We start from the raw sequence: 18,086 nt of genomic DNA on the forward strand, positions 1-18,086 counted from the left end.
ATCGTAGGCTCACTCACCGAAGAGCGGCTGCTCGCCCTGTTGCGCCCAGCGGAACGCGACGGTGTCGGCCAGGGTGCCCGGGACCTTGCCGATGCTCTGGATCACAGTGGCGGTGCCGTTCGCGTGACCGACGGCGTACAGGTAACCGGACCCGGTGTCCTTGTCGATGCCGAGCAGGAGCGTGCCGTACTGACCGCAGCGGCTGGCCATCAGCGTCTCGAATCCCTGCCAGGTTGAGCTGCGGACCACCTTCAGCACAGGACGCATCGGTGTGGTCAGCGGGATGTGGTGTCGTACGTCGACGTCCGGCTGAGCAGCTTCATGGCCTTCACACCGGCGAAGCCCGGGTACGACGCCGCGCGGTACGTCGTACCCGTGATGGTCCAGCGGTACAGCGTGCCGTCGTCGCGCAGACCGTACAGGCGCTGGGTCGCGTTGGCCGGCTCGGAGGCGACAGGGCGTGAGCTGGTGAGACCGACGAAGCGGTCCCAGCCGCCGCCGACCCGGTCGATGATGACTTCGTACGGCCGGTCCTGGCCGTCGAAGACCGGGTAGTGGAGCGTGTAGAGCCCGGATCCGATCACAACATGCCCGCTCATCACCTGGACCCCTGTCCGTTGTCCCTTCATCGGTTCCCCCAGGTTGTGCGATTGTGAGCGGTAGGACGCGCGTTGCCGGACCGAAGTTCGCGGCGGCACGGCGTGGGGGAGGAATTGTCGGGCGGCGGCGCTAGGGTTGCGGGCGTGGAAGCACCCCTTGCGTTGTACCGCCGGTATCGCCCGGAGACGTTCTCCGAGGTGATCGGTCAGGACCATGTCACCGCGCCGCTGCGGAACGCGCTGAGCAACAACCGGGTCAACCACGCGTACCTGTTCTCCGGGCCGCGCGGCTGCGGCAAGACCACCAGCGCCCGGATCCTGGCCCGCGCGATCAACTGCGAGAAGGGCCCGATCGCCGAGCCGTGCGGGGTCTGCAAGTCCTGCACCGACCTGGCCCGCGGCGGTCCCGGCAGCATCGACGTGATCGAGATCGACGCCGCGTCGCACGGTGGTGTCGACGACGCGCGCGACCTGCGCGAGCGGGCGTTCTTCGCGCCGGTCGAGAGCCGCTACAAGATCTACATCATCGACGAGGCGCACATGGTGACCACGCAGGGCTTCAACGCCCTGCTGAAGCTGGTCGAGGAGCCGCCGCCGCACCTCAAGTTCATCTTCGCCACCACCGAGCCGGACAAGGTGATCGGGACGATCCGGTCCCGGACCCACCATTATCCGTTCCGACTGGTCCCGCCGAAGGCGCTCGGCGACTACATGGCCTTGTTGTGCGAGTCCGAGGGCGTGGCGATCGAGTCGGCCGCGCTGCCGCTGGTCGTGCGCGCGGGCGCGGGTTCGGTGCGTGACTCGCTGAGTGTGCTTGACCAGTTGATCGGTGGTGCTGGTCCGGACGGCGTGACTTATGCGTTGGCCGTTGCGCTGCTCGGGTTCACGCCGGACTCGTTGCTGGACGCGTGTGTGGATGGGTTCGCGGCGCACGACAGCAGGGCCGTGTTCGAGACGATCGAGAAGGTCATCGAGACCGGGCAGGACCCGAAGCGGTTCGCCGAGGATCTGCTCCGGCGGCTGCGCGACCTCGTCGTACTGTCCGCCGTGCCGAACGCGGTCGCCTCCGGCCTGATCGAGGCTGCCGAGGACCAGGGCGAGCGGCTGCAGACGCAGGCCGCGGGGATCGGCGCGGCCGAGCTCACCCGGGCGGCTGACATCGTCGCGGCTGGCCTGCTCGAGATGCGTGGTGCTACGGCTCCCCGACTTCAGCTCGAGCTGATCTGCGCGAAGGTGCTGCTCCCTGGCGCCGACGACTCCACCAACGGCATCCAGGCTCGCTTGGACCGGATGGAACGCCGCCTGACGATCGGTGTGCCTATTGGTACGCCGGAGTCCGCTCCACCCGCGCCCTCCGGTGCGACGCCCGCGCCGTCCGGTGCGGCGGGTACGCAGTCTGCGCCGGTGGCGTCACCGGCGTCCGCGGAGGCGCCTGCGAATGCGTCGGCCAGTCGTGCGGCAGCCCGAGCCGTGGCCGGTGGCGGACCGGCGTCGGGTGGTGGGGAGACTTCGAGTGGTACGCCGTCCGGCGGGGCGACTGCGGATGCGGCAGTTGGTGACCCAGCGAGCCGGAAGGGTGCCTGGGGACAAGAGCCAACGTCTGCGGGTCAACTCGCAGCATCGTCGGGAAGCTCGGCGTCGGCGTCGGCGGCGTCCGCGCCAGCAAACTCTGCTCCAGCAGCCTCGGCTCCGGCAACCTCAGCCCCGGCCGCCTCGGCGTCGGCAGCTGCGGCGTCGACGGGTGCAAGTGCGGCGGGTGCGCCGGCAGGTGGAGCCGTGGGTCTCGCCGACATCCGGCGGTTGTGGCCTGAGGTGCTGGAGGCTGTGAAGGCCAAGCGCCGGTTCGCCTGGATCATGTTGAGTCAGAACGCGCAGGTCATCGCCATCGACGACCAGACTCTGACGCTCGGCCTGGTCAACGCGGGCGCTCGTGAGAGCTTCGCGCGGTCTGGCAGTGACGAGATCCTCCGCCAAGCGATGATCGACACCATCGGCCTGAACCGTCGCATAGAAGCAGTAGTAGACCCATCCACCGACCCAGGCGCAGGCGGCGGCCACCAACCAGCCTCACCGCGCCCAAGCGGCCCGCAGTCTGGCGGCGGTGCAACCACCCCCGCAGGCGGTGCGAGCAGCCCGCGCACTGGGCCTGCGCCGGTAACCGGTCCGAGCGGCGACCCCACTTCGGCTGGCGGACCCGCATCAGCCGGAGGACCCGCGTCAGTTGGTGGACCCGGGTCAGCTGGTGGACCCGCGTCAGCTGATGGAACCACCTCGGCCAGTGGAAGTGCCTCGGCTGGTGGTTCTGCCTCGGGCGGTTGGCCTGGACCAGACGGAGCGGCGGGTGGACCCGGCTCGGCTAGTGCGGCCGGGGTAGGCGGGCCGGGTGGCTCAGGTGCAGGTGGTCTCGCATCAGGTTCCGATGGGACCGCAGCCAGCGGAGCAGATACAACCCCGACCGGCTCAGGCGCCGCGGGGGCAGGCAGCGGGCCCGGTGCAGGGACTGCTGCCGGTGGTGGGTCTCAGGGGTCTTCTCGGGATGCGCCGGCGGGTGGGTCGGGGGCGTCGGGTCGGGGCTCGCGGGGTGCCTCGAACGGGGCTCGCGGGCAGTGGTCCGACGGACCAGGTGGTGCGATCGCCGTACAGGAGCCGCCGGACCCGGAGTACGACGTACCGCCGGAGCCCGATCCGTGGGAGGACGGGCAGGCGGCTCCAAGACAGCCGGCGCCCGATCGCCGCGAGCAGGCAGCCAGCAAACGCCGTGCCGCGGAAGCAGCGGTAGCCGCTGAGCAGGCCCGCCGAGCCGCGGCCGCCCCCGCGACCCCGGAAGTCCCCCTCACCCCTGAGGAAGAAGCCGACTCGATCGGCGAGGACGACATGGTCCTGGAGGACGACTCCCGCTCCCACACCGACCTCCTCCGCGAGACCCTGGGCGCCCAGATCATCACCGAAGAACCCAACTAACAGCAGCGCCAACGCACCGGCCGGAAGTTGTCGGTGCCGCGTGGGAGGTTGCTGTGTATGGGGTTCCAAGGGTGGAGCGACGCAGCGTTCGATGTGATGGTCGACCTCGACGGCGACCCGAGTCCTGTTCAGTTGGAGTCGCACCGGGACGCCCTGGAGCGGTACGTGCGTGGCCCGTTGCAGGAGCTGTGTGACGAACTGAACGAGACGGGCGAGTTCGGCAAGTTCTGGTTGGGCGGCATGTCCGACCGCGCCGCAGCCTGGCAGCGGCAGAACGCGACGTCGTGGATCGCGCGGCGGATCCGGATCTCGTTCACCTTCGACCTCGACGGGTTCGCGCTGGGCGGTGGCTCGGCGCATCCCGAGAGCGATCAGGTACGGAGGTATCGCGCGATGGTTGACGCCGAGGACAGCGGCCGCGAGCTGGCCGGGATCGTCGAAACGCTCGGCCGGGACGGCTACGAGCTCGCTGGGCCGACCGCGGTTCGGATGCCGCGCGAGTACTCGCCCGACCATCCGCGTGCCGACCTCCTCCGGCGGCGATCCGTGTATGCCGAGAAGCCGATCGACACCGATGACGTCGGCCTGATCGCCAAGGCGCTCCGGCCGCTGATCGAGCTCACCACCTGGTACACCGACTACGTCGTCACCACCGGTTGGGAGAAGCCGTAGCCGTCCACAGGGGGTGTGGATCCAGCCGGGCTGTTTCCACAGGATTCACAGCCTGTGGAATCGGATGTTCACAGGGTTGTGGATAACTTGGGGAGACTGGTCGGTTTCTGGTGCGGGGTGGGCTTGTCCGGGGGACCGGCTAGTGTTGAGGCTCGGGGTAGTCAGACAGCGGTGGGACGAGGAGATCGCAGTGTTCGACGGTGGCGGTGCTGGGGGCTTCGACATGTCCAACCTGCTCGCGCAGGCGCAGGCGATGCAGAACCAGCTGATGGAGGCCCAGGCTGACCTGGAGAGCCAGGAGATCGAGGGCTCGGCAGGCGGTGGCCTGGTGACCGCGCTGGTGTCAGGCACCGGGGAGTTGCTGAGCCTGACGATCAAGCCGCAGGCCGTCGACCCGGACGACACCGAGACGCTGGCCGACCTGGTCGTTGCCGCGGTGCGCGACGCCTCGGAGAACGCGAAGGAGGTCGCGGCCCGGGCGATGGGCCCGCTGGCCGGCGGCCTCCCGGGCTTCGGCGGCGGGCCGGACGCGCCCGACTTCGGCGGCGCGGGGATCCCCGGACTCGGTGGATCCGGAGCGCCGGCCGGTTTCAGCCTGCCAGGTTCGACGACCCCCGCGGTCGAGTCCGGTGAAGAGACCGACGACGACCCGGGCAAGGGTGGATCCACGGGCGGCCCCAGTTCGGGCGGTGCCGGGTTCGTGAACCCGGGTAACGGGACCGGTCAGCCCGGTCAGAACCCGGGCTGACGTGTACGAGGGGGCCGTCCAGGACCTCATCGACGAGCTCGGCCGGTTGCCCGGTGTCGGTCCGAAGTCCGCGCAGCGGATCGCGTTCCACCTGCTCGCCGCCGACGAGACCGACGTACGGCGGCTCGCGCACGTGCTCGTGCAGGTCAAGGAGAAGGTCAAGTTCTGCGAGATCTGTGGCAACGTCGCGGAGGAGACGCAGTGCCGGATCTGCCGTGACCCGCGCCGTGACCTGAGTCTGATCTGTGTCGTCGAAGAGGCCAAGGACGTGGTCGCGATCGAGCGGACCCGCGAATTCCGCGGCCGGTACCACGTCCTCGGCGGCGCGATCTCGCCGATCGAGGGGATCGGGCCGGACGAGTTGCGGATCAAGGAACTGATGCAGCGGCTGGCCGGCGGAGAGGTGACCGAGATCATTCTGGCCACCGATCCGAACCTGGAGGGTGAGGCGACGGCGACGTACCTGAGCCGCTTGCTGCGGCCCATGGGCTTGCGCGTCACCCGATTGGCTAGTGGACTTCCTGTAGGCGGTGACCTCGAGTATGCCGATGAGGTCACACTCGGACGGGCGTTTGAAGGGCGACGATCGATCGATGACTGATTCAACCGATATTGCAGAGCGCGCGCTGGGCACCGACTCCGAGGACCTCTCCGAGTTCGCCGAGCAGATCGCCGATCAGGTGCAGAGCTTCCTGATCTCGGTGCGCGACATCGCCGCACAGCCGGACGAGGACGGGGTCGACGAGGGCCTCGCCTCGCTGCCGTACCTGCTGCTCGAGGTGAGCCAGTTGCTGCTCGCCGGCGGCCGGCTCGGCGCGTTCGAGGACTTCGTCCCGGACGAGCGGTTCGAGTCCGACGCCGGACCGGACCCGGACCTGGACGCGATGCGCGACCGGCTCGCGGTGCTGTTCGAGGGCCTGGACGAGTACGCCGAGGTCTTCGACCCGTACGCCGCTCCGCCCGAGATCACCGTCAACCGGTTGTCGGACGACCTGACGGCGATCGCCAACGACCTCGTGCACGGCCTGGCCCACTACGAGGAGGGCCGGATCGTCGAGGCGCTGTGGTGGTGGCAGTTCTCCTACGTGTCCACCTGGGGTGCGGCTGCGAGCGCCGTCCTGCGGGCGATCCAGTCACTGATCGCGCACGACCGGCTGGAGCCGGCCCACGACGCCGAAACCGAAGCCACCGACCGCGAACTGGTCGAGGTCGCCGAGGAAGCCGTCCAGCGCCGGTAGTGCCATTGGACTCGCGGGCCGGTTGAATGGCCCGGTGTCTGTCTTCGAGGTGATCCAGCAGCTGCCCGATCTGGCGACGGTGCGGCGGGTCAGTCGCGCGTTGGCGGTGCTGGATCTGGTGCTCAGCGACAGCCCGGACCACTTGCGGTACTTCTCGTTCGACGCGCGGTGGTCGGAGACCGAGGAAGCCGCGCTGATGCGCAACGGGTCCGGTGACGAGTACTCGATCGTGTTCTCGCCGGACGGCGCGTTCGCCTACGGGTTCGACCATGAGTCGCCGCTGTCGCCGTACGGGAACGACATGCAGACCTGGCCGGGACTGCTCGACGGCGTGCCGGAGGTCTTCCACGGCGCGCGGGACGAGCCGGCGTTCCGCGACATGGTGCCGCGTGCCACGGTGTGCTTCTGGCGTACGACGGACGACGACGCGTGGCGTTGTGGACCGGTCGAAGGTGTGGACAAGGACGGCGCGGATTGGCTGTTCGAGGTGATCGCGGACGGGCGGCCCGAGGCCTACCTGACCTTCGCCGAGGACTACTACCAGACAGCGCTCGACCTCGAGCCGGTCCGCCATGTCTACGCCCTGATGCCACTGACCGAGTACGTCGTCACGTCGCTCAACCCGCAACGGCGCCTGACCGATCTCGCCGAGGGCATCGCCGAGATCGGCTACCCGCGCTCCTGAAGCGCGTTAGCGTGACTGTCCGATGACTACGCAGGCAGGCGATCCCACGACGATCGGGTCGTTCGCGATCCAGGGCCGGCTCGGCAGCGGCGCGATGGGTTCGGTGTACCTCGCCCGCTCGCCGGGCGGACGCCTGGTCGCGGTCAAGGTGGTCCGCGACGAACTGGCCGACGACGCGAGGTTCCGGGCCCGGTTCGCGCGCGAGATCGAGGCCGCGCGGAGGGTGAGTGGTGCGTTCACGGCCGCCGTCGTCGACGCCGACCCGGACGCGGAGCATCCCTGGCTGGCCACGGAGTACCTGCCCGGTCCGACGCTGCAGAGGGCGATCGAGACCTCCGGACCGATGACGCCCGCCGGCGTACAGGCGCTCGCGGGCGGACTGGCCGAAGCACTGGTGGCGATCCATCGCTGCGGTTTGGTCCATCGCGATCTCAAGCCGTCGAACATCGTGCTGACCGGCAACGGCCCGCGGGTGATCGACTTCGGCATCGCCCGCGCGCTCGAGGAGGTCAGCCTGACCGCGACCGGGCTCGTGATCGGTACGCCGGGCTACCTGTCGCCCGAGCAGATCACGGGTACGTCGATCGGCCCGCCCAGCGATGTGTTCGCGCTGGGCGCGGTCCTGGTGTTCGCGGCGTCCGGCCGTGGTCCGTTCGCCACCGGCAACCCCGCGTCGCTGCTGCACCGCATCGTCCACGAGCAGCCTCACATCCCGCCGCTCCCCAGCCCGCTTCACGACGCCGTACGCCACTGCCTCGCCCAAGACCCCGCTCAACGCCCGACCCCCACGGACCTGCTCCACCTCCTCGGATCCCCCGCAAATACAGGGCTTCTCGCCCCACCCGCCGACACGATCCGTCTCCCGCCACCTCCCACCAAGCTCCTCCCCGAACCACCACCGCCGGTCCAACACCACCCCGGCGTACCTCACGCGGACATTCCACAACCTCCACCCGCGCAGCCAGGTGGAGCCACCTTCGCCACCAGCAGGACCCGGTCGTCGATCATTGCGACGATCGCCACCATCCTGTTCCTCGCCTTCACCCCGCAAGACTCTGAGTTCACGCGGCTCTATCCCGGCCCCGCGCTGATCTTCGCTGTGTTGGACCTGGTCTGCCTCTGGTTCGCGATCCGGCACTGGATCTTCGTCCTCCGCCGCCGGGTCGAACTACGCCTGACTCCGCACGGCATGACCGTGATCAAAGGCTCCCAGCAAGTCGCCATCCCCTGGCAGGCGGTGACCCGCCTCCGCGTCGCCGGCGACCCCCGCCGTCCGTGGCTGATCGCCTGGATCGATCCGCTCTTCCACTCCGCCCTGCCTGCCCCGCGCCGCAACGACCACGGCGGCATCCGCCTCTACCCGATCGCCCACGGCGCTACCCACAAACGCCGCATGCACCAACTGAACGAGCTCCGAGCCGCCCTCAACTGGTACGCCGGCTACCGCCACGACAACTCACCCTAGGCTTGCACCGCATGAGCCAGCTCAGCGTCAGGGAAGCCACGGACGATGATCATGAGGCGATCGTCGACCTGCTGACCGCTGCCTGGGGTGGGTCGGTCGTGGTCGCTCACGGGACCGTGTACGACGCCGCGACTCTGTCTGCGCTGGTCGCGGAGCAGGACGGCCGGATCGTGGGGCTGCTCACGTACACGCTGGCGGATGGCGATCTGGAAGTCGTCACGATCGACGCCCCGGCCAGGCACCTGGGTGTGGGCAGTGCCTTGCTGACCGCCGCGATCGGGGTCGCGCGGGATGCGCGGGCTCGGCGGCTGTGGTTGATCACGACGAACGACAATCTGGACGGTCTGCGGTTCTACCAGCGGCGCGGGCTGCGGATCGTTGGTGTCACCCCCGATGCGATGGACGCGGCCCGCGCGGTCAAGCCCTGGATCCCGGCGACCGGCGACTACGGGATCCCACTCCGCGACGAGCTCACCCTCGAACTCCGCCTCGACTAGGCCGTGTCTGGCAATCCCCCGCCTACTGCGCGGCACTCGGCACGGGCTCGCTACGGCGCGGGATTACCAGACACGACCTAATCCGGCAGCATCGGCACCGTGAGGCCCTGGTCGCGGCCCAGCAGGATCCCCCGGGTGATGGCGTTGGTGCCGAACTTGTCCTTGACCAGGTCGAGAGCGCTGTCGAGTTCGTCGTTCGCGGCCTTGTCGAAGGGGAGGGCGAGCTGCAGCGCCGCCTCGTTCTCCAGGTTGCCGACCGAGATGCCGATCATGGTGATCCCCTGGCTGGCGATCAAGGGCCGGGCCGCGGACAGCAACGCCCGCGCGGTGATCAGGATCGCCCGCGTCTGATCCGTTGCCTGGGGCAACGTATGCGACCGGGTCGCCCGGCTGAAGTCGTCGAACCGCAACCGCAGTGTCACTGTCCGCCCGGACCGCCCCGCCGTCCGCATCCGTCGCGACACCCGATCGACCAGTCCGGCCAGCACGGCGTCCAGCGTCGCCGGTGACTTTGGTGACCGGCCCAGTGCCCGTTGCGAACCGATCGACCGCCGGCGCCGCCCGACCTCGATCGGCCGCGGATCGCGGTTGTGCGCCAGCGCATGCAGATGCCGTCCGGACGCCCGGCCGAGCATCGCGACCAGCGCTGCCTCGGGCAGCATCGCCACGTCACCGACCTTGGTGAGCCCCCGGGTCCGCAGCTTCTCCGCGGTCACCTCGCCCACACCCCACAACCGCTCGACGTCCAACGGATGCAGGAACTCCAGCTCGCGATCCGGCTGCACCTCGAGCAACCCGTCCGGCTTCGCCACCCCGCTGGCGACCTTCGCCAGGAACTTCGTCCGCGCCACCCCGACCGTGATCGGGAGCCCGACCCTCGACAGCACCTCGGCCCGCAGCCGCCGGGCGATCTCCAGCGGCGTCCCGGCGATCTTCCGCAGCCCGCCGACATCGAGGAACGCCTCGTCGATCGAGATGCCCTCGACCAGTGGCGTGGTGTCCTCGAACACCTTGAACACCGCCTTGCTGGCCTCCGAGTACGCCGACATCCGCGGATCCACCACGATCGCGCCGGGGCAGCGGCGCAATGCCTGTCCACCGTTCATCGCGGTCCGGACGCCGTACGCCTTGGCCTCGTAGCTGCAGGCGAGGACGACGCCGGCGCCGACGATCACCGGCCGGCCGCGCAGGCGCGGGTCGTCCCGCTGCTCGACCGACGCGTAGAAGGCGTCCAGGTCGGCATGCAGGATGGTCGCCCCGCCTGATCCCACCACGAACATATGTTCGCATACTCGCAGTGCCGAAGATAGGGAGAAATCCCGAGGCGGTCACCGTCGGTGTCAGGACAGAATGCTGCTTATGGACCTGACCGCATATCGCGATCTCTGGAAGACCCACGGAGTGATGGCGCTGCTGGCGTCGGCACTGATCGCGAGGCTGCCGGTGATGGCGACGATGGTGCCGCTGTCGTTCCTGGCGAAGGATGCCGCTGGCAACTTCGGCTGGGCCGGAGTGGTGGCGGGTGCTTACTCCGTCGGTATGGCGGTCGCCAGCGTGGTGTGGTCGCGTCTCGCGGACCGCAGAGGAGCGCGGGGGGTCCTGCTCACCACCGGGATGGCGTGGGGTGCGCTGATGGCAGTGCTCGCCCTGCTGCCGGACAGCTGGTACCGGGTGCTACCGGTCGCGGCCGCACTGGCCGGCATGTTCGTCGCCCCGGTCACCTCGGCGTTGCGGGCGAGTTGGCCGAAGCTCGTGCAGGGTGCGCGGCTGCGCGCGGTCTACGCCCTGGACGCGACCGCGCAGGAGTTGTTGTTCCTGATCGGTCCGATGCTCGGTGCCATCGCGGTCAGCTTCGCCAGTCCACGCGCCGGTCTGCTGGCGTGTGCGGTGACGGCGGCCGCGGCGATCTGGTGGTTCGCCCTCAAGCAACAGCCGCGGACGCCGCACGACGAGTCCGACGGACCCCGCCCGACCGCGCTGCAACTTCTGCTCCATCGGCACCGGCTGCCACTGCTGTTCGCCTTCGCCTGCATGGTCACCGGCTTCGCATCGATGTCGCTGGGCATCGTCGCGTTCGCCGACGAGCACGGCAACCGCCTGATCGCCGGAGTGCTGGAGATGGTGGCCGCGGCCGGCAGCCTGAGTGGCGGCCTGGTCGGCGGGGCCCTGCCCGGCCGCCGGAACTCATACGTCTGGCGCCGGATGCTCGCCATGACGGTCCTCACCGCCGGGTGCGTGTTCGCCACGTTCTCGGTGGTCGCCCTGGCCGTGATGCTGTTCGCGGCCGGCTGCCTGATCGCGCCGACGATCGGTGCGATCTACGAGCGGATCGGCGCGATGACACCGGGGTCGGCGCGGACCGAGATCTTCGGCTGGATGCTCAGCGGCGGGATGATCGGCTCGGCGGTCGGCTCGGCCGTCGCGGGCACGGTGGTCGAGTCCTTCGGCGTCCGCTACGCGTGGGTCCTGATGGCAGTCCTGGGGTTGCTGGCGACCCTGTCCCTGATCCGCGTCCCACCCCACCGGCCCGCCGAGTCCGACATCGAGGAGCTCGCGGTCCCGGCGTAGAGCATCCGGTACCGAGCCTCCAGTACGCCGGAATCGCCGGCCCACATCGAGATCAGCCGCAACGTACGCCGATCCAGGAATGCGCCCCTGCCCGCGGCGACGGGATAGATCCGCAAAGCCACCTCGTCGATCAACCGCCACCGCAGCAGCGAACGGATCAGCGTAAGGCTGCCGACGACGTGCAGATCGGATCCGGGCACCCGCTTCAACGCGGCCAGCACCCGGCGCGGATCACCGTGCAGTACCTCGGTGTCCGGCTGCGCGATCACGGGCTGCGAGGACACGACAAGAGTCCGGACGTGCTCAAGCCCCGTTCCGGCGTACTGCTCGAAGGTTTTGCGGCCGAGCAGGACGGTTTCGGAGCCGGTCACGAGTTGGTCGATCACGGCGGCGTGGGCGGGCTGGGGCAGCCAGCGTTCCGGCTGGTCCACGATCCCGTCCTCCGACATACACAGTCTGGCGACGATCGTCCGCATGACACTGCCCCCTCCAGGTCGGTTCACCTGTCAGATGCAGGGGAGAAGCGAAATGTTGTCAACTCTGCCGGCGGCCGCGATGGATCTCGGTCTCCAGGGCATCCAGGCGGTTGATCCAGAACTTCCGGTACCGGTCCAGCCAGCTGTCGATCTCGCGCAGTGGTCCGGGGTCCACGGCGTACAGCCGCCGGGTGCCGTCGACGGTGACGGTGGCGAAGCCGTTGTCGCGCAGTACCCGCAGATGCTGGGAGACGGCCGGTTGACTGATGCCGAACTCCGCGCCGATCGACGTGGCAATGCTGCCGGCCGGCAGTTCGCCGTCGGCCAGCAGTTCCAGGATCCGGCGCCGGACCGGGTCGCCGAGGATGTCGAACGCGTGCACGGATCGAAGTATTTCAGTGATGACTTATATGAACAAGAGGCGTCGCGGGCCGGACGGTTTGCGGCCGGTCGTCAGCGCGGCCGCGGAACGTCCAGGGGCCGTCCGGATCGGCCGGACAAGCCGACCGGGTGCTGGTCAGCCGGTAGGCAACGAGCGAGTCACGGCTAGAATGACCGCGAACGACTACGCCTGGTGCAACGCGGCACGGCGTACCGCATCCAGTGGTTTTGAGGAGACACAGCTGTGGGACGCGTCGTGCACAAGTACGGCGGTTCTTCGGTCGCCGACGCCGATTGCATCAAGCGTGTGGCCCAACGGATCGTCGCGACGAAGAAGGCCGGGAACGACGTGGTGGTGGTCATCTCCGCCATGGGCGACACCACCGATGAACTGATGGACCTGGCCCAGCAGGTGTCCCCGTTGCCGCCGCCGCGCGAGCTGGACATGCTGCTCACCTCGGGCGAGCGGATCTCCGCCGCCCTGCTGGCGATGGCGATCGCCAACCTCGGGTACGAAGCGCGAAGTTTCACCGGCTCGCAGGCCGGTGTGATCACCACCTCCGCGCACGGCAACGCGCGGATCATCGACATCACGCCGGGTCGGATCGAGGGAGCGCTGTCCGAGGGCCACATCGCGATCGTGGCCGGGTTCCAGGGCGTCGCCCAGGACACCAAGGACATCACCACGATGGGCCGCGGCGCCTCCGACACCACCGCGGTCGCGCTGGCCGCCGCGCTCGAGGCGGACTACTGCGAGATCTACACCGACGTGGACGGCATCTTCACCGCGGACCCGCGGATCGTGCCGGCCGCCCGGCAGATCCCGAAGATCTCCTACGAGGAGATGCTCGAGATGGCCGCCTGTGGCGCCAAGGTGCTGCACCTGCGCTGCGTCGAGTACGCGCGGCGCTACAACGTCCCCGTCCACGTGCGTTCCTCCTTCTCGCAGAAGGAAGGCACCTGGGTCGTCGATGCGAAGGAACTGGATCAAATGGAACAGGCGATCATCTCCGGCGTTGTCCAGGACCGCAATGAGGCCAAGATCACCGTGGTCGGCGTACCGGACAAGCCCGGTGAGGCGGCCCGGATCTTCGAGACGGTCGCCGGCGCCGAGACCAACATCGACATGATCGTGCAGAACGTGTCTGCGGTCGCCACCAACCGCACCGACATCTCCTTCACGCTGCCCCGCGTCGACGGCGCGCGGGCGATGTCCGCGCTGGCCCGGATGAAGGACGAAGTGGGCTACGAGCAGTTGCTCTACGACGACCAGATCGGCAAGGTGTCGGTGGTCGGTGTCGGAATGCGCTCGCACCCGGGCGTGTCCGCGAAATTCTTCTCCGCGCTCGCCGACGCCGGCGTGAACATCGAGATGATCTCCACCTCGGAGATCCGGATCTCGGTGGTCGTGGACGAGAACCTGGTGGATGCCGCCGTGACCGCGGCGCACACCGCATTCGATCTGGACGACGAGCACACCCAGGCCGTCGTGTACGGAGGAACTGGACGGTGACCCCTGTGAGCGCTGTGGAGAACACGATCGAGGACCGGACGGGTCTGCCTTCCCTGGCCGTGGTCGGAGCGACCGGCGCGGTCGGGTCGGTGATGCTGACCCTGCTCTCGACCCGGGAGAACGTCTGGGGAGAGATCCGGCTGATCGCGTCCGAGCGCTCTGCGGGCAAACGTTTGAAGGTCCGCGGCGAGGAGGTCGAGGTCGTCGCGATCAGCGAGGAGGCCTTCGACGGCATCGACGTCGCGATGTTCGACGTACCGGATGCGGTGTCGGCGCACTGGGCGCCGATCGCGGCCGCCAAGGGTGCCGTCGTGGTGGACAACTCCGGCGCGTTCCGGATGGACGCGGACGTCCCGTTGGTGGTGCCTGAGGTGAACGCCGAGGCAGCCCGGAACCGGCCGCGCGGCATCATCTCCAACCCGAACTGCACGACGCTGTCGATGATCGTCGCGATGGGTGCGCTGCACCACCGCTTCGAGCTCGAGCAACTGGTGGTCGCGTCGTACCAGGCCGCCTCGGGTGCCGGGCAGGAAGGCATCGACGCGCTGTACGACCAGCTGATGAAGGTGGCCGGCAATCGCGACCTCGGCACCACGCCGGGCGATGTCCGCCGGGTGATCGGCAACGCCCTCGGCCCGTTCCCGGCGCCGCTCGCGCTGAACGTCGTTCCCTGGGCCGGGTCGCTGAAGGACGACGGCTGGTCGTCGGAGGAGCTGAAGGTCCGCAACGAGTCGCGCAAGATCCTCGGTCTGCCGGATCTGAAGGTGTCCGCGACCTGCGTCCGGGTGCCGGTCGTCACCACGCACTCGTTGTCCGTGCACGCGCGGTTCGCGCAGGAGGTCGACGCCGACGAGGCTCGCGAGGTACTGCGGGATGCCCCGGGCGTGCTGCTGTTCGACAACCCGGCCGAGGGCGAGTTCCCGACCCCGGCCGACGTCGTCGGCACCGACCCGACCTGGGTCGGCCGGATCCGCAAGTCGCTGGACGACCCGAACTCGCTGGAGCTCTTCGTCTGCGGCGACAACCTGCGCAAGGGTGCGGCGCTGAACACCGCCCAGATCGCCGAGGTCGTCGCCAAGGAGTTCGCCGCGACCGCGTCCTAGAACCCCGGCAAAACAAGGCCCGTCGCCTGCCCGCCCGCCCCGGCGAGCAGGCGACGGGTGTCTCTACAGCCAGTTCTCCCGTGCGGCGTGCAGGGCGAGCTGGAAGCGGGTGCTGGCGCCGGTGCGGTTCATCAGGCGCTCCAGGTAGCGAAAGAAAGTACGTCGGCTGATACCCAGCGTACGGGCAATCGTGTCGTCCGCGGCACCCGTGGCGAGCAACGCGAGCAGACGGCGTTCGATCGGCTCGAGCCGGTCGTCCTCGGCGCCGACCGATGCGTGCAGCGGCAGCGCGTTGCGCCAGCACAGCTCGAACATCCCGATCAGGGCGGTCAGCAGGCTGCTCGGCCGGATGATCAGCAGCGACCGGTTCACATCGGTGTCGCGCACCGACATCGACACGAACGCGACCGAACCGTCGATGATCGTCAGCTTGGCCGGTACGTCGGGCAGCACCCGCGCCTGCTCGCCGGCCTCCACGCAGGGCAGGATGTTCTCGGTCAGGTACCCCGGCACCTCGACCGACTCCGGTGAGTAGACGACCCGGTAGGACACGCCCCGCTTGAGGTGGTCGATCTCCTCCTGGTTCGGTCCGCCGATGTAGTACGGCGGGGAGTCGATCGCCAGGATCTCCCGCTGCGCACCGCCCTTGATCTGGTGGATGCGTTCGACGATCGCGTTGCCGGTGACGACCTCGATCAGGTGCGTGGTCGACTCGTTGTGCACGGTCCGGCGGAACTCGTCGTACGCGTTCAGGACCTCGATCCGGGCCTGCTTCAGCTCGGACTCGCGGCGCAGCGTCATCGCCTCGAGGCCGGCGTCGGGTGGCACCGGGAGGAAGCGGGCATGGTCGGAACCGGATCGCCGGGCCAGGCCCGCCTGGACCAGTCCGCCGAGCGTGGCGTCGATGGTGGCCTCGCGGTCGGGGACCGCCTCGTCCAGTTCGGTGATCGACGACGGACCGGTCCGCAGCAGGTGCTGGTAGACCTTGATCTCGTCGTTGCTGAGTCCGAGCACCTTCAGATGGTCGAAACGCTCCGTGTCCAATGGGCTCACAACTCTCCCCTCCCTTCCGAGTGCTGTCACTGTCCGCTACCGCCCCTCCAGAGTAGGACGGTCGATCCAGTGCCGGTTGCACTGTCCGTGTCGCCCTGAATGCACCCAGCGATATTTGTTGTCCTGTCAGCATTCTTGTGCCGTGTCACCATCTGGCCACCATTTCCGCGCAGTTGTGAGCGAGAATTGAGGTCCAGCAGCCCGGCGACGGACCACCTGAGCGCCGCCGGGCTGCTGTTCCAATTCTGGCCCGAGTTCGCTGTTCCGTCAGCGGAGCCCGTTTCGGTTGGGTCTCGATCCCGGCGCATCGGTGCCCTCGCACTCCCGTGCCATCACCGGCTGTGCTGGAGGGTGTACAAACTGTGCATCTCCATCGTGAGGCCGATGAGGAGGAGAAGCGCCGATGCGACCGGTTCCGCCCCGTTCCGCCGCTTGCTGTGGTGCTGCCGTCCCCAGTGTCCGGTCGTGGCTCCCCGTCCTTGGGTCACGCTGCCGGGCAGTGTCTTCCGTCACCGGCCTCGGGTCCGTCTCGACGTCTGCTGCGCGCACCTGCTGGCGATCGCAGCCGATCCGGGGACGTGCCCACGGCGCGATGACCGCCGCCCTGGTCATCGTGCCTGCCGATCCGGTGTCCGCCCGTCCCGTCTCCGCCCAGCGCGGACGGGTCACCGGATCGCCGGTTGCGGCCGTGTCGCCCCTGACACGGCCCGGGCCCCGGGAGGTGCCGAGCGGAGCTCCGTGGATGGTGAGGCTGTCCATGGCGCGCGGGGACATCGTGTCCCCCGTCCGGCTCGCCCCGGCCAGGAAGCACAGCCTGGGGCCCACCGCCGGCTGACACCGGTCCAGACCACTGGTGTCCTGGTGCGACATATCACGCCGCCGAGGCGAACTTCGGGACCCGGCCGGACGTCGTACAGGGGAATTGACCGCGATTTGATCTTGCTCTCTGGTGTTCGCGAGAGTGCTTGGTGAGCATGGTCCGCGTGCCGTTTTGATGCTCTGGAAGGCGTTTTGGCCGTCGCAGGTCGTCAAATGTATATTCCGCATAACGATCGGCGACGGGCGACATCTTCCAGATGGTTCACCCAATCGGACGCGAAGTTGGTAGCCGTCTGTACGTCGTTGCTCACTATGGAGGACCACCGTGTCGTCGGCCAAGTGCCAGGTCCGCTACTCTGCTCCCGGTCTGCGTGGCTGCGAACGGCAGGAGTTCGGGCGGCGCGGACTCGACTTCCGGCAGAGAGAGGCGTCGCCTGAATGAACGCGACTAGCGTCGACGAGGAGTTCAACCCGTCGGTGCACGTGTACGAACCGCACAAGGTCGGCCTGCCGCCGTTGCGTCCCTATTTCAAGGCGCTGTGGCAGCGGCGGGAGTTCGCGGCCGAGATGTCCCGGACGAACATCCGGGCCGCCAACACCAACACCTTCTTCGGACAGGTGTGGCTGGTGCTGAACCCGTTGCTCCTGGCGGCTGTCTACTACCTGCTGACCGAGATCATCGCGGGTGGGGCCAGCAAGACCGACGGGTCGGAGCGGTTCGCGCACATGTGTGGCGGCCTGTTCGTCTTCTATTACTTCTCCAGTGCGATGACGGCCGGAGCAACCAGCGTCGTCGGCGGCGGCAAGTTGCTGATGAACATGTCGTTCCCCCGGATGCTGCTGCCTCTGTCGGCGTTGCGGACGGCGTTCTTCCGCTTCCTGCCGACGATGGTTGTGTACATGGCGATCCACCTGATCATGGGCCAGCCGCTGCGGTGGCCGATGCTGCTCGCGCCGGCGTTCCTGGTCATGCTGACGTTCTTCGCCGCCGGCATGGGCATGATCTTCGCCGCGCTGCAGGTGTACTTCCGGGACACGACCTCCTTCCTGCCGTACTTCGTCCGGATCTGGCTGTACCTGTCCCCGGTGCTGTGGTTCGCCGAGCAGGCCCCGCCCAGGTTCAAGGGCTTCATCCAGTACAACCCGCTCTACTCGCTGATCGGCGGCTGGACCGACCTGCTCGTCCGCGGTGACATCCCGCCGTTGAAGATGTGGGTCGGAGCCGGGTTCTGGGCGGTCCTCGCCGCCGTGGTCGGCTCGTTGTTCTTCATGTCGAGGGAGCGTGAGTTCGTTGTCCGTCTCTGAGGC

Annotated in this window: 16 protein-coding genes and 2 pseudogenes; 12 read left to right on the forward strand and 6 right to left on the reverse strand. The window is 68.5% G+C overall.

All coding sequences use genetic code 11. From position 1 onward, the window contains the following. Positions 1-9 precede the first annotated feature (9 nt). Positions 10-267, reverse strand: coding sequence for a hypothetical protein (locus tag E0H73_RS26970; RefSeq protein ID WP_131361370.1), 258 nt, complete (start codon positions 265-267; stop codon positions 10-12). Positions 268-275: 8 nt separating this feature from the next. Continuing rightward, a complete protein-coding gene (locus E0H73_RS26975; protein ID WP_131361372.1) occupies positions 276-599 on the reverse strand; it encodes a hypothetical protein in 324 nt (107 codons plus the stop codon). 102 nt (positions 600-701) lie between these two features. Here E0H73_RS26975 and E0H73_RS26980 point away from each other — a divergent pair. The 8 genes and pseudogenes from E0H73_RS26980 to E0H73_RS27015 all read left to right on the forward strand — a co-directional run. Next, a pseudogene (locus E0H73_RS26980) lies at positions 702-3,077 on the forward strand (DNA polymerase III subunit gamma and tau); the annotation flags it as partial. A 540-nt stretch (positions 3,078-3,617) separates the two neighbouring features. Beyond that, entirely contained in the window at positions 3,618-4,232 is a 615-nt protein-coding gene (locus E0H73_RS26985) for a DUF2461 family protein (RefSeq protein ID WP_131361375.1), read from the forward strand. A 223-nt stretch (positions 4,233-4,455) separates the two neighbouring features. Continuing rightward, positions 4,456-4,725 (forward strand): annotated as a pseudogene (locus tag E0H73_RS48660) (YbaB/EbfC family nucleoid-associated protein); the annotation flags it as partial. A gap of 256 nt (positions 4,726-4,981) precedes the next feature. Further along, a complete protein-coding gene (gene recR / locus E0H73_RS26995; protein WP_131361379.1) occupies positions 4,982-5,581 on the forward strand; it encodes a recombination mediator RecR in 600 nt (199 codons plus the stop codon). Continuing rightward, a complete protein-coding gene (locus tag E0H73_RS27000) occupies positions 5,574-6,218 on the forward strand; it encodes a DUF5063 domain-containing protein (RefSeq protein ID WP_131361381.1) in 645 nt (214 codons plus the stop codon). The genes recR and E0H73_RS27000 overlap by 8 nt, the downstream gene beginning before the upstream one ends. Before the next feature lie 34 nt (positions 6,219-6,252). After that, positions 6,253-6,903: a hypothetical protein gene (locus E0H73_RS27005; protein WP_131361383.1), complete on the forward strand. Its 651-nt coding sequence runs from the start codon at positions 6,253-6,255 to the stop codon at positions 6,901-6,903. A gap of 22 nt (positions 6,904-6,925) precedes the next feature. Continuing rightward, the gene (locus tag E0H73_RS27010) at positions 6,926-8,368 is read left to right on the forward strand and encodes a serine/threonine-protein kinase (protein ID WP_131361384.1); all 1,443 of its coding nucleotides are present in this window, start codon (positions 6,926-6,928) and stop codon (positions 8,366-8,368) included. Positions 8,369-8,379: 11 nt separating this feature from the next. Further along, positions 8,380-8,865 (forward strand): GNAT family N-acetyltransferase, encoded by a 486-nt coding sequence (locus E0H73_RS27015; RefSeq protein ID WP_131361386.1) that lies wholly within the window; start codon positions 8,380-8,382, stop codon positions 8,863-8,865. A gap of 77 nt (positions 8,866-8,942) precedes the next feature. Here the strand turns inward: E0H73_RS27015 and dinB are convergent, their stop codons facing one another. Further along, positions 8,943-10,139, reverse strand: a complete 1,197-nt coding sequence (dinB, locus tag E0H73_RS27020) for a DNA polymerase IV (RefSeq protein ID WP_420323437.1) — start codon at positions 10,137-10,139, stop codon at positions 8,943-8,945. A gap of 85 nt (positions 10,140-10,224) precedes the next feature. Here dinB and E0H73_RS27025 point away from each other — a divergent pair, with 85 nt between their 5' ends. Continuing rightward, complete coding sequence (locus tag E0H73_RS27025; RefSeq protein ID WP_238164283.1) at positions 10,225-11,433, forward strand: MFS transporter; 1,209 nt, start codon at positions 10,225-10,227, stop codon at positions 11,431-11,433. On the opposite strand, the gene E0H73_RS27030 is transcribed toward E0H73_RS27025, so the two are convergent. Then, entirely contained in the window at positions 11,319-11,909 is a 591-nt protein-coding gene (locus E0H73_RS27030) for a dihydrofolate reductase family protein (protein ID WP_131361391.1), read from the reverse strand. The genes E0H73_RS27025 and E0H73_RS27030 overlap by 115 nt on opposite strands. Positions 11,910-11,967: 58 nt before the next feature. Further along, positions 11,968-12,291 carry an ArsR/SmtB family transcription factor gene (locus tag E0H73_RS27035; protein WP_131361392.1) on the reverse strand — a complete coding sequence of 108 codons (324 nt, stop codon included), beginning with the start codon at positions 12,289-12,291 and terminating at the stop codon, positions 11,968-11,970. A 243-nt stretch (positions 12,292-12,534) separates the two neighbouring features. On the opposite strand from E0H73_RS27035, the gene E0H73_RS27040 reads away from it, so the two are divergent. Continuing rightward, complete coding sequence (locus E0H73_RS27040; RefSeq protein WP_131361394.1) at positions 12,535-13,803, forward strand: aspartate kinase; 1,269 nt, start codon at positions 12,535-12,537, stop codon at positions 13,801-13,803. Further along, complete coding sequence (locus tag E0H73_RS27045; RefSeq protein WP_202867582.1) at positions 13,800-14,906, forward strand: aspartate-semialdehyde dehydrogenase; 1,107 nt, start codon at positions 13,800-13,802, stop codon at positions 14,904-14,906. The genes E0H73_RS27040 and E0H73_RS27045 overlap by 4 nt, the downstream gene beginning before the upstream one ends. Positions 14,907-14,969: 63 nt before the next feature. Here E0H73_RS27045 and E0H73_RS27050 read toward each other — a convergent pair whose 3' ends face one another. After that, on the reverse strand, positions 14,970-15,959 hold the full coding sequence (locus E0H73_RS27050; RefSeq protein ID WP_131361396.1) for a helix-turn-helix domain-containing protein: 990 nt from the start codon (positions 15,957-15,959) through the stop codon (positions 14,970-14,972). 1,257 nt (positions 15,960-17,216) lie between these two features. Here E0H73_RS27050 and E0H73_RS27055 point away from each other — a divergent pair. Next, a complete protein-coding gene (locus tag E0H73_RS27055; protein WP_131361398.1) occupies positions 17,217-18,083 on the forward strand; it encodes an ABC transporter permease in 867 nt (288 codons plus the stop codon). Positions 18,084-18,086: the final 3 nt, after the last annotated feature.

The sequence above is a fragment of the Kribbella pittospori genome (genome assembly GCF_004331465.1).
GTDB classification, from domain to species: domain Bacteria; phylum Actinomycetota; class Actinomycetes; order Propionibacteriales; family Kribbellaceae; genus Kribbella; species Kribbella pittospori.

Bases quoted from the DNA above. Each gene is read 5' to 3' on its own strand.
- E0H73_RS27025 (WP_238164283.1), top strand. From the start codon at position 10,225: ATGGACCTGACCGCATATCGCGATCTCTGGAAGACCCACGGAGTGATG.
- E0H73_RS26985 (WP_131361375.1), top strand. From the start codon at position 3,618: ATGGGGTTCCAAGGGTGGAGCGACGCAGCGTTCGATGTGATGGTCGAC.
- E0H73_RS27055 (WP_131361398.1), top strand. From the start codon at position 17,217: ATGAACGCGACTAGCGTCGACGAGGAGTTCAACCCGTCGGTGCACGTG.
- E0H73_RS27010 (WP_131361384.1), top strand. From the start codon at position 6,926: ATGACTACGCAGGCAGGCGATCCCACGACGATCGGGTCGTTCGCGATC.
- E0H73_RS27000 (WP_131361381.1), top strand. From the start codon at position 5,574: ATGACTGATTCAACCGATATTGCAGAGCGCGCGCTGGGCACCGACTCC.
- E0H73_RS27030 (WP_131361391.1), bottom strand. From the start codon at position 11,909: ATGCGGACGATCGTCGCCAGACTGTGTATGTCGGAGGACGGGATCGTG.
- E0H73_RS27015 (WP_131361386.1), top strand. From the start codon at position 8,380: ATGAGCCAGCTCAGCGTCAGGGAAGCCACGGACGATGATCATGAGGCG.
- E0H73_RS26975 (WP_131361372.1), bottom strand. From the start codon at position 599: ATGAGCGGGCATGTTGTGATCGGATCCGGGCTCTACACGCTCCACTAC.
- E0H73_RS26970 (WP_131361370.1), bottom strand. From the start codon at position 267: ATGCGTCCTGTGCTGAAGGTGGTCCGCAGCTCAACCTGGCAGGGATTC.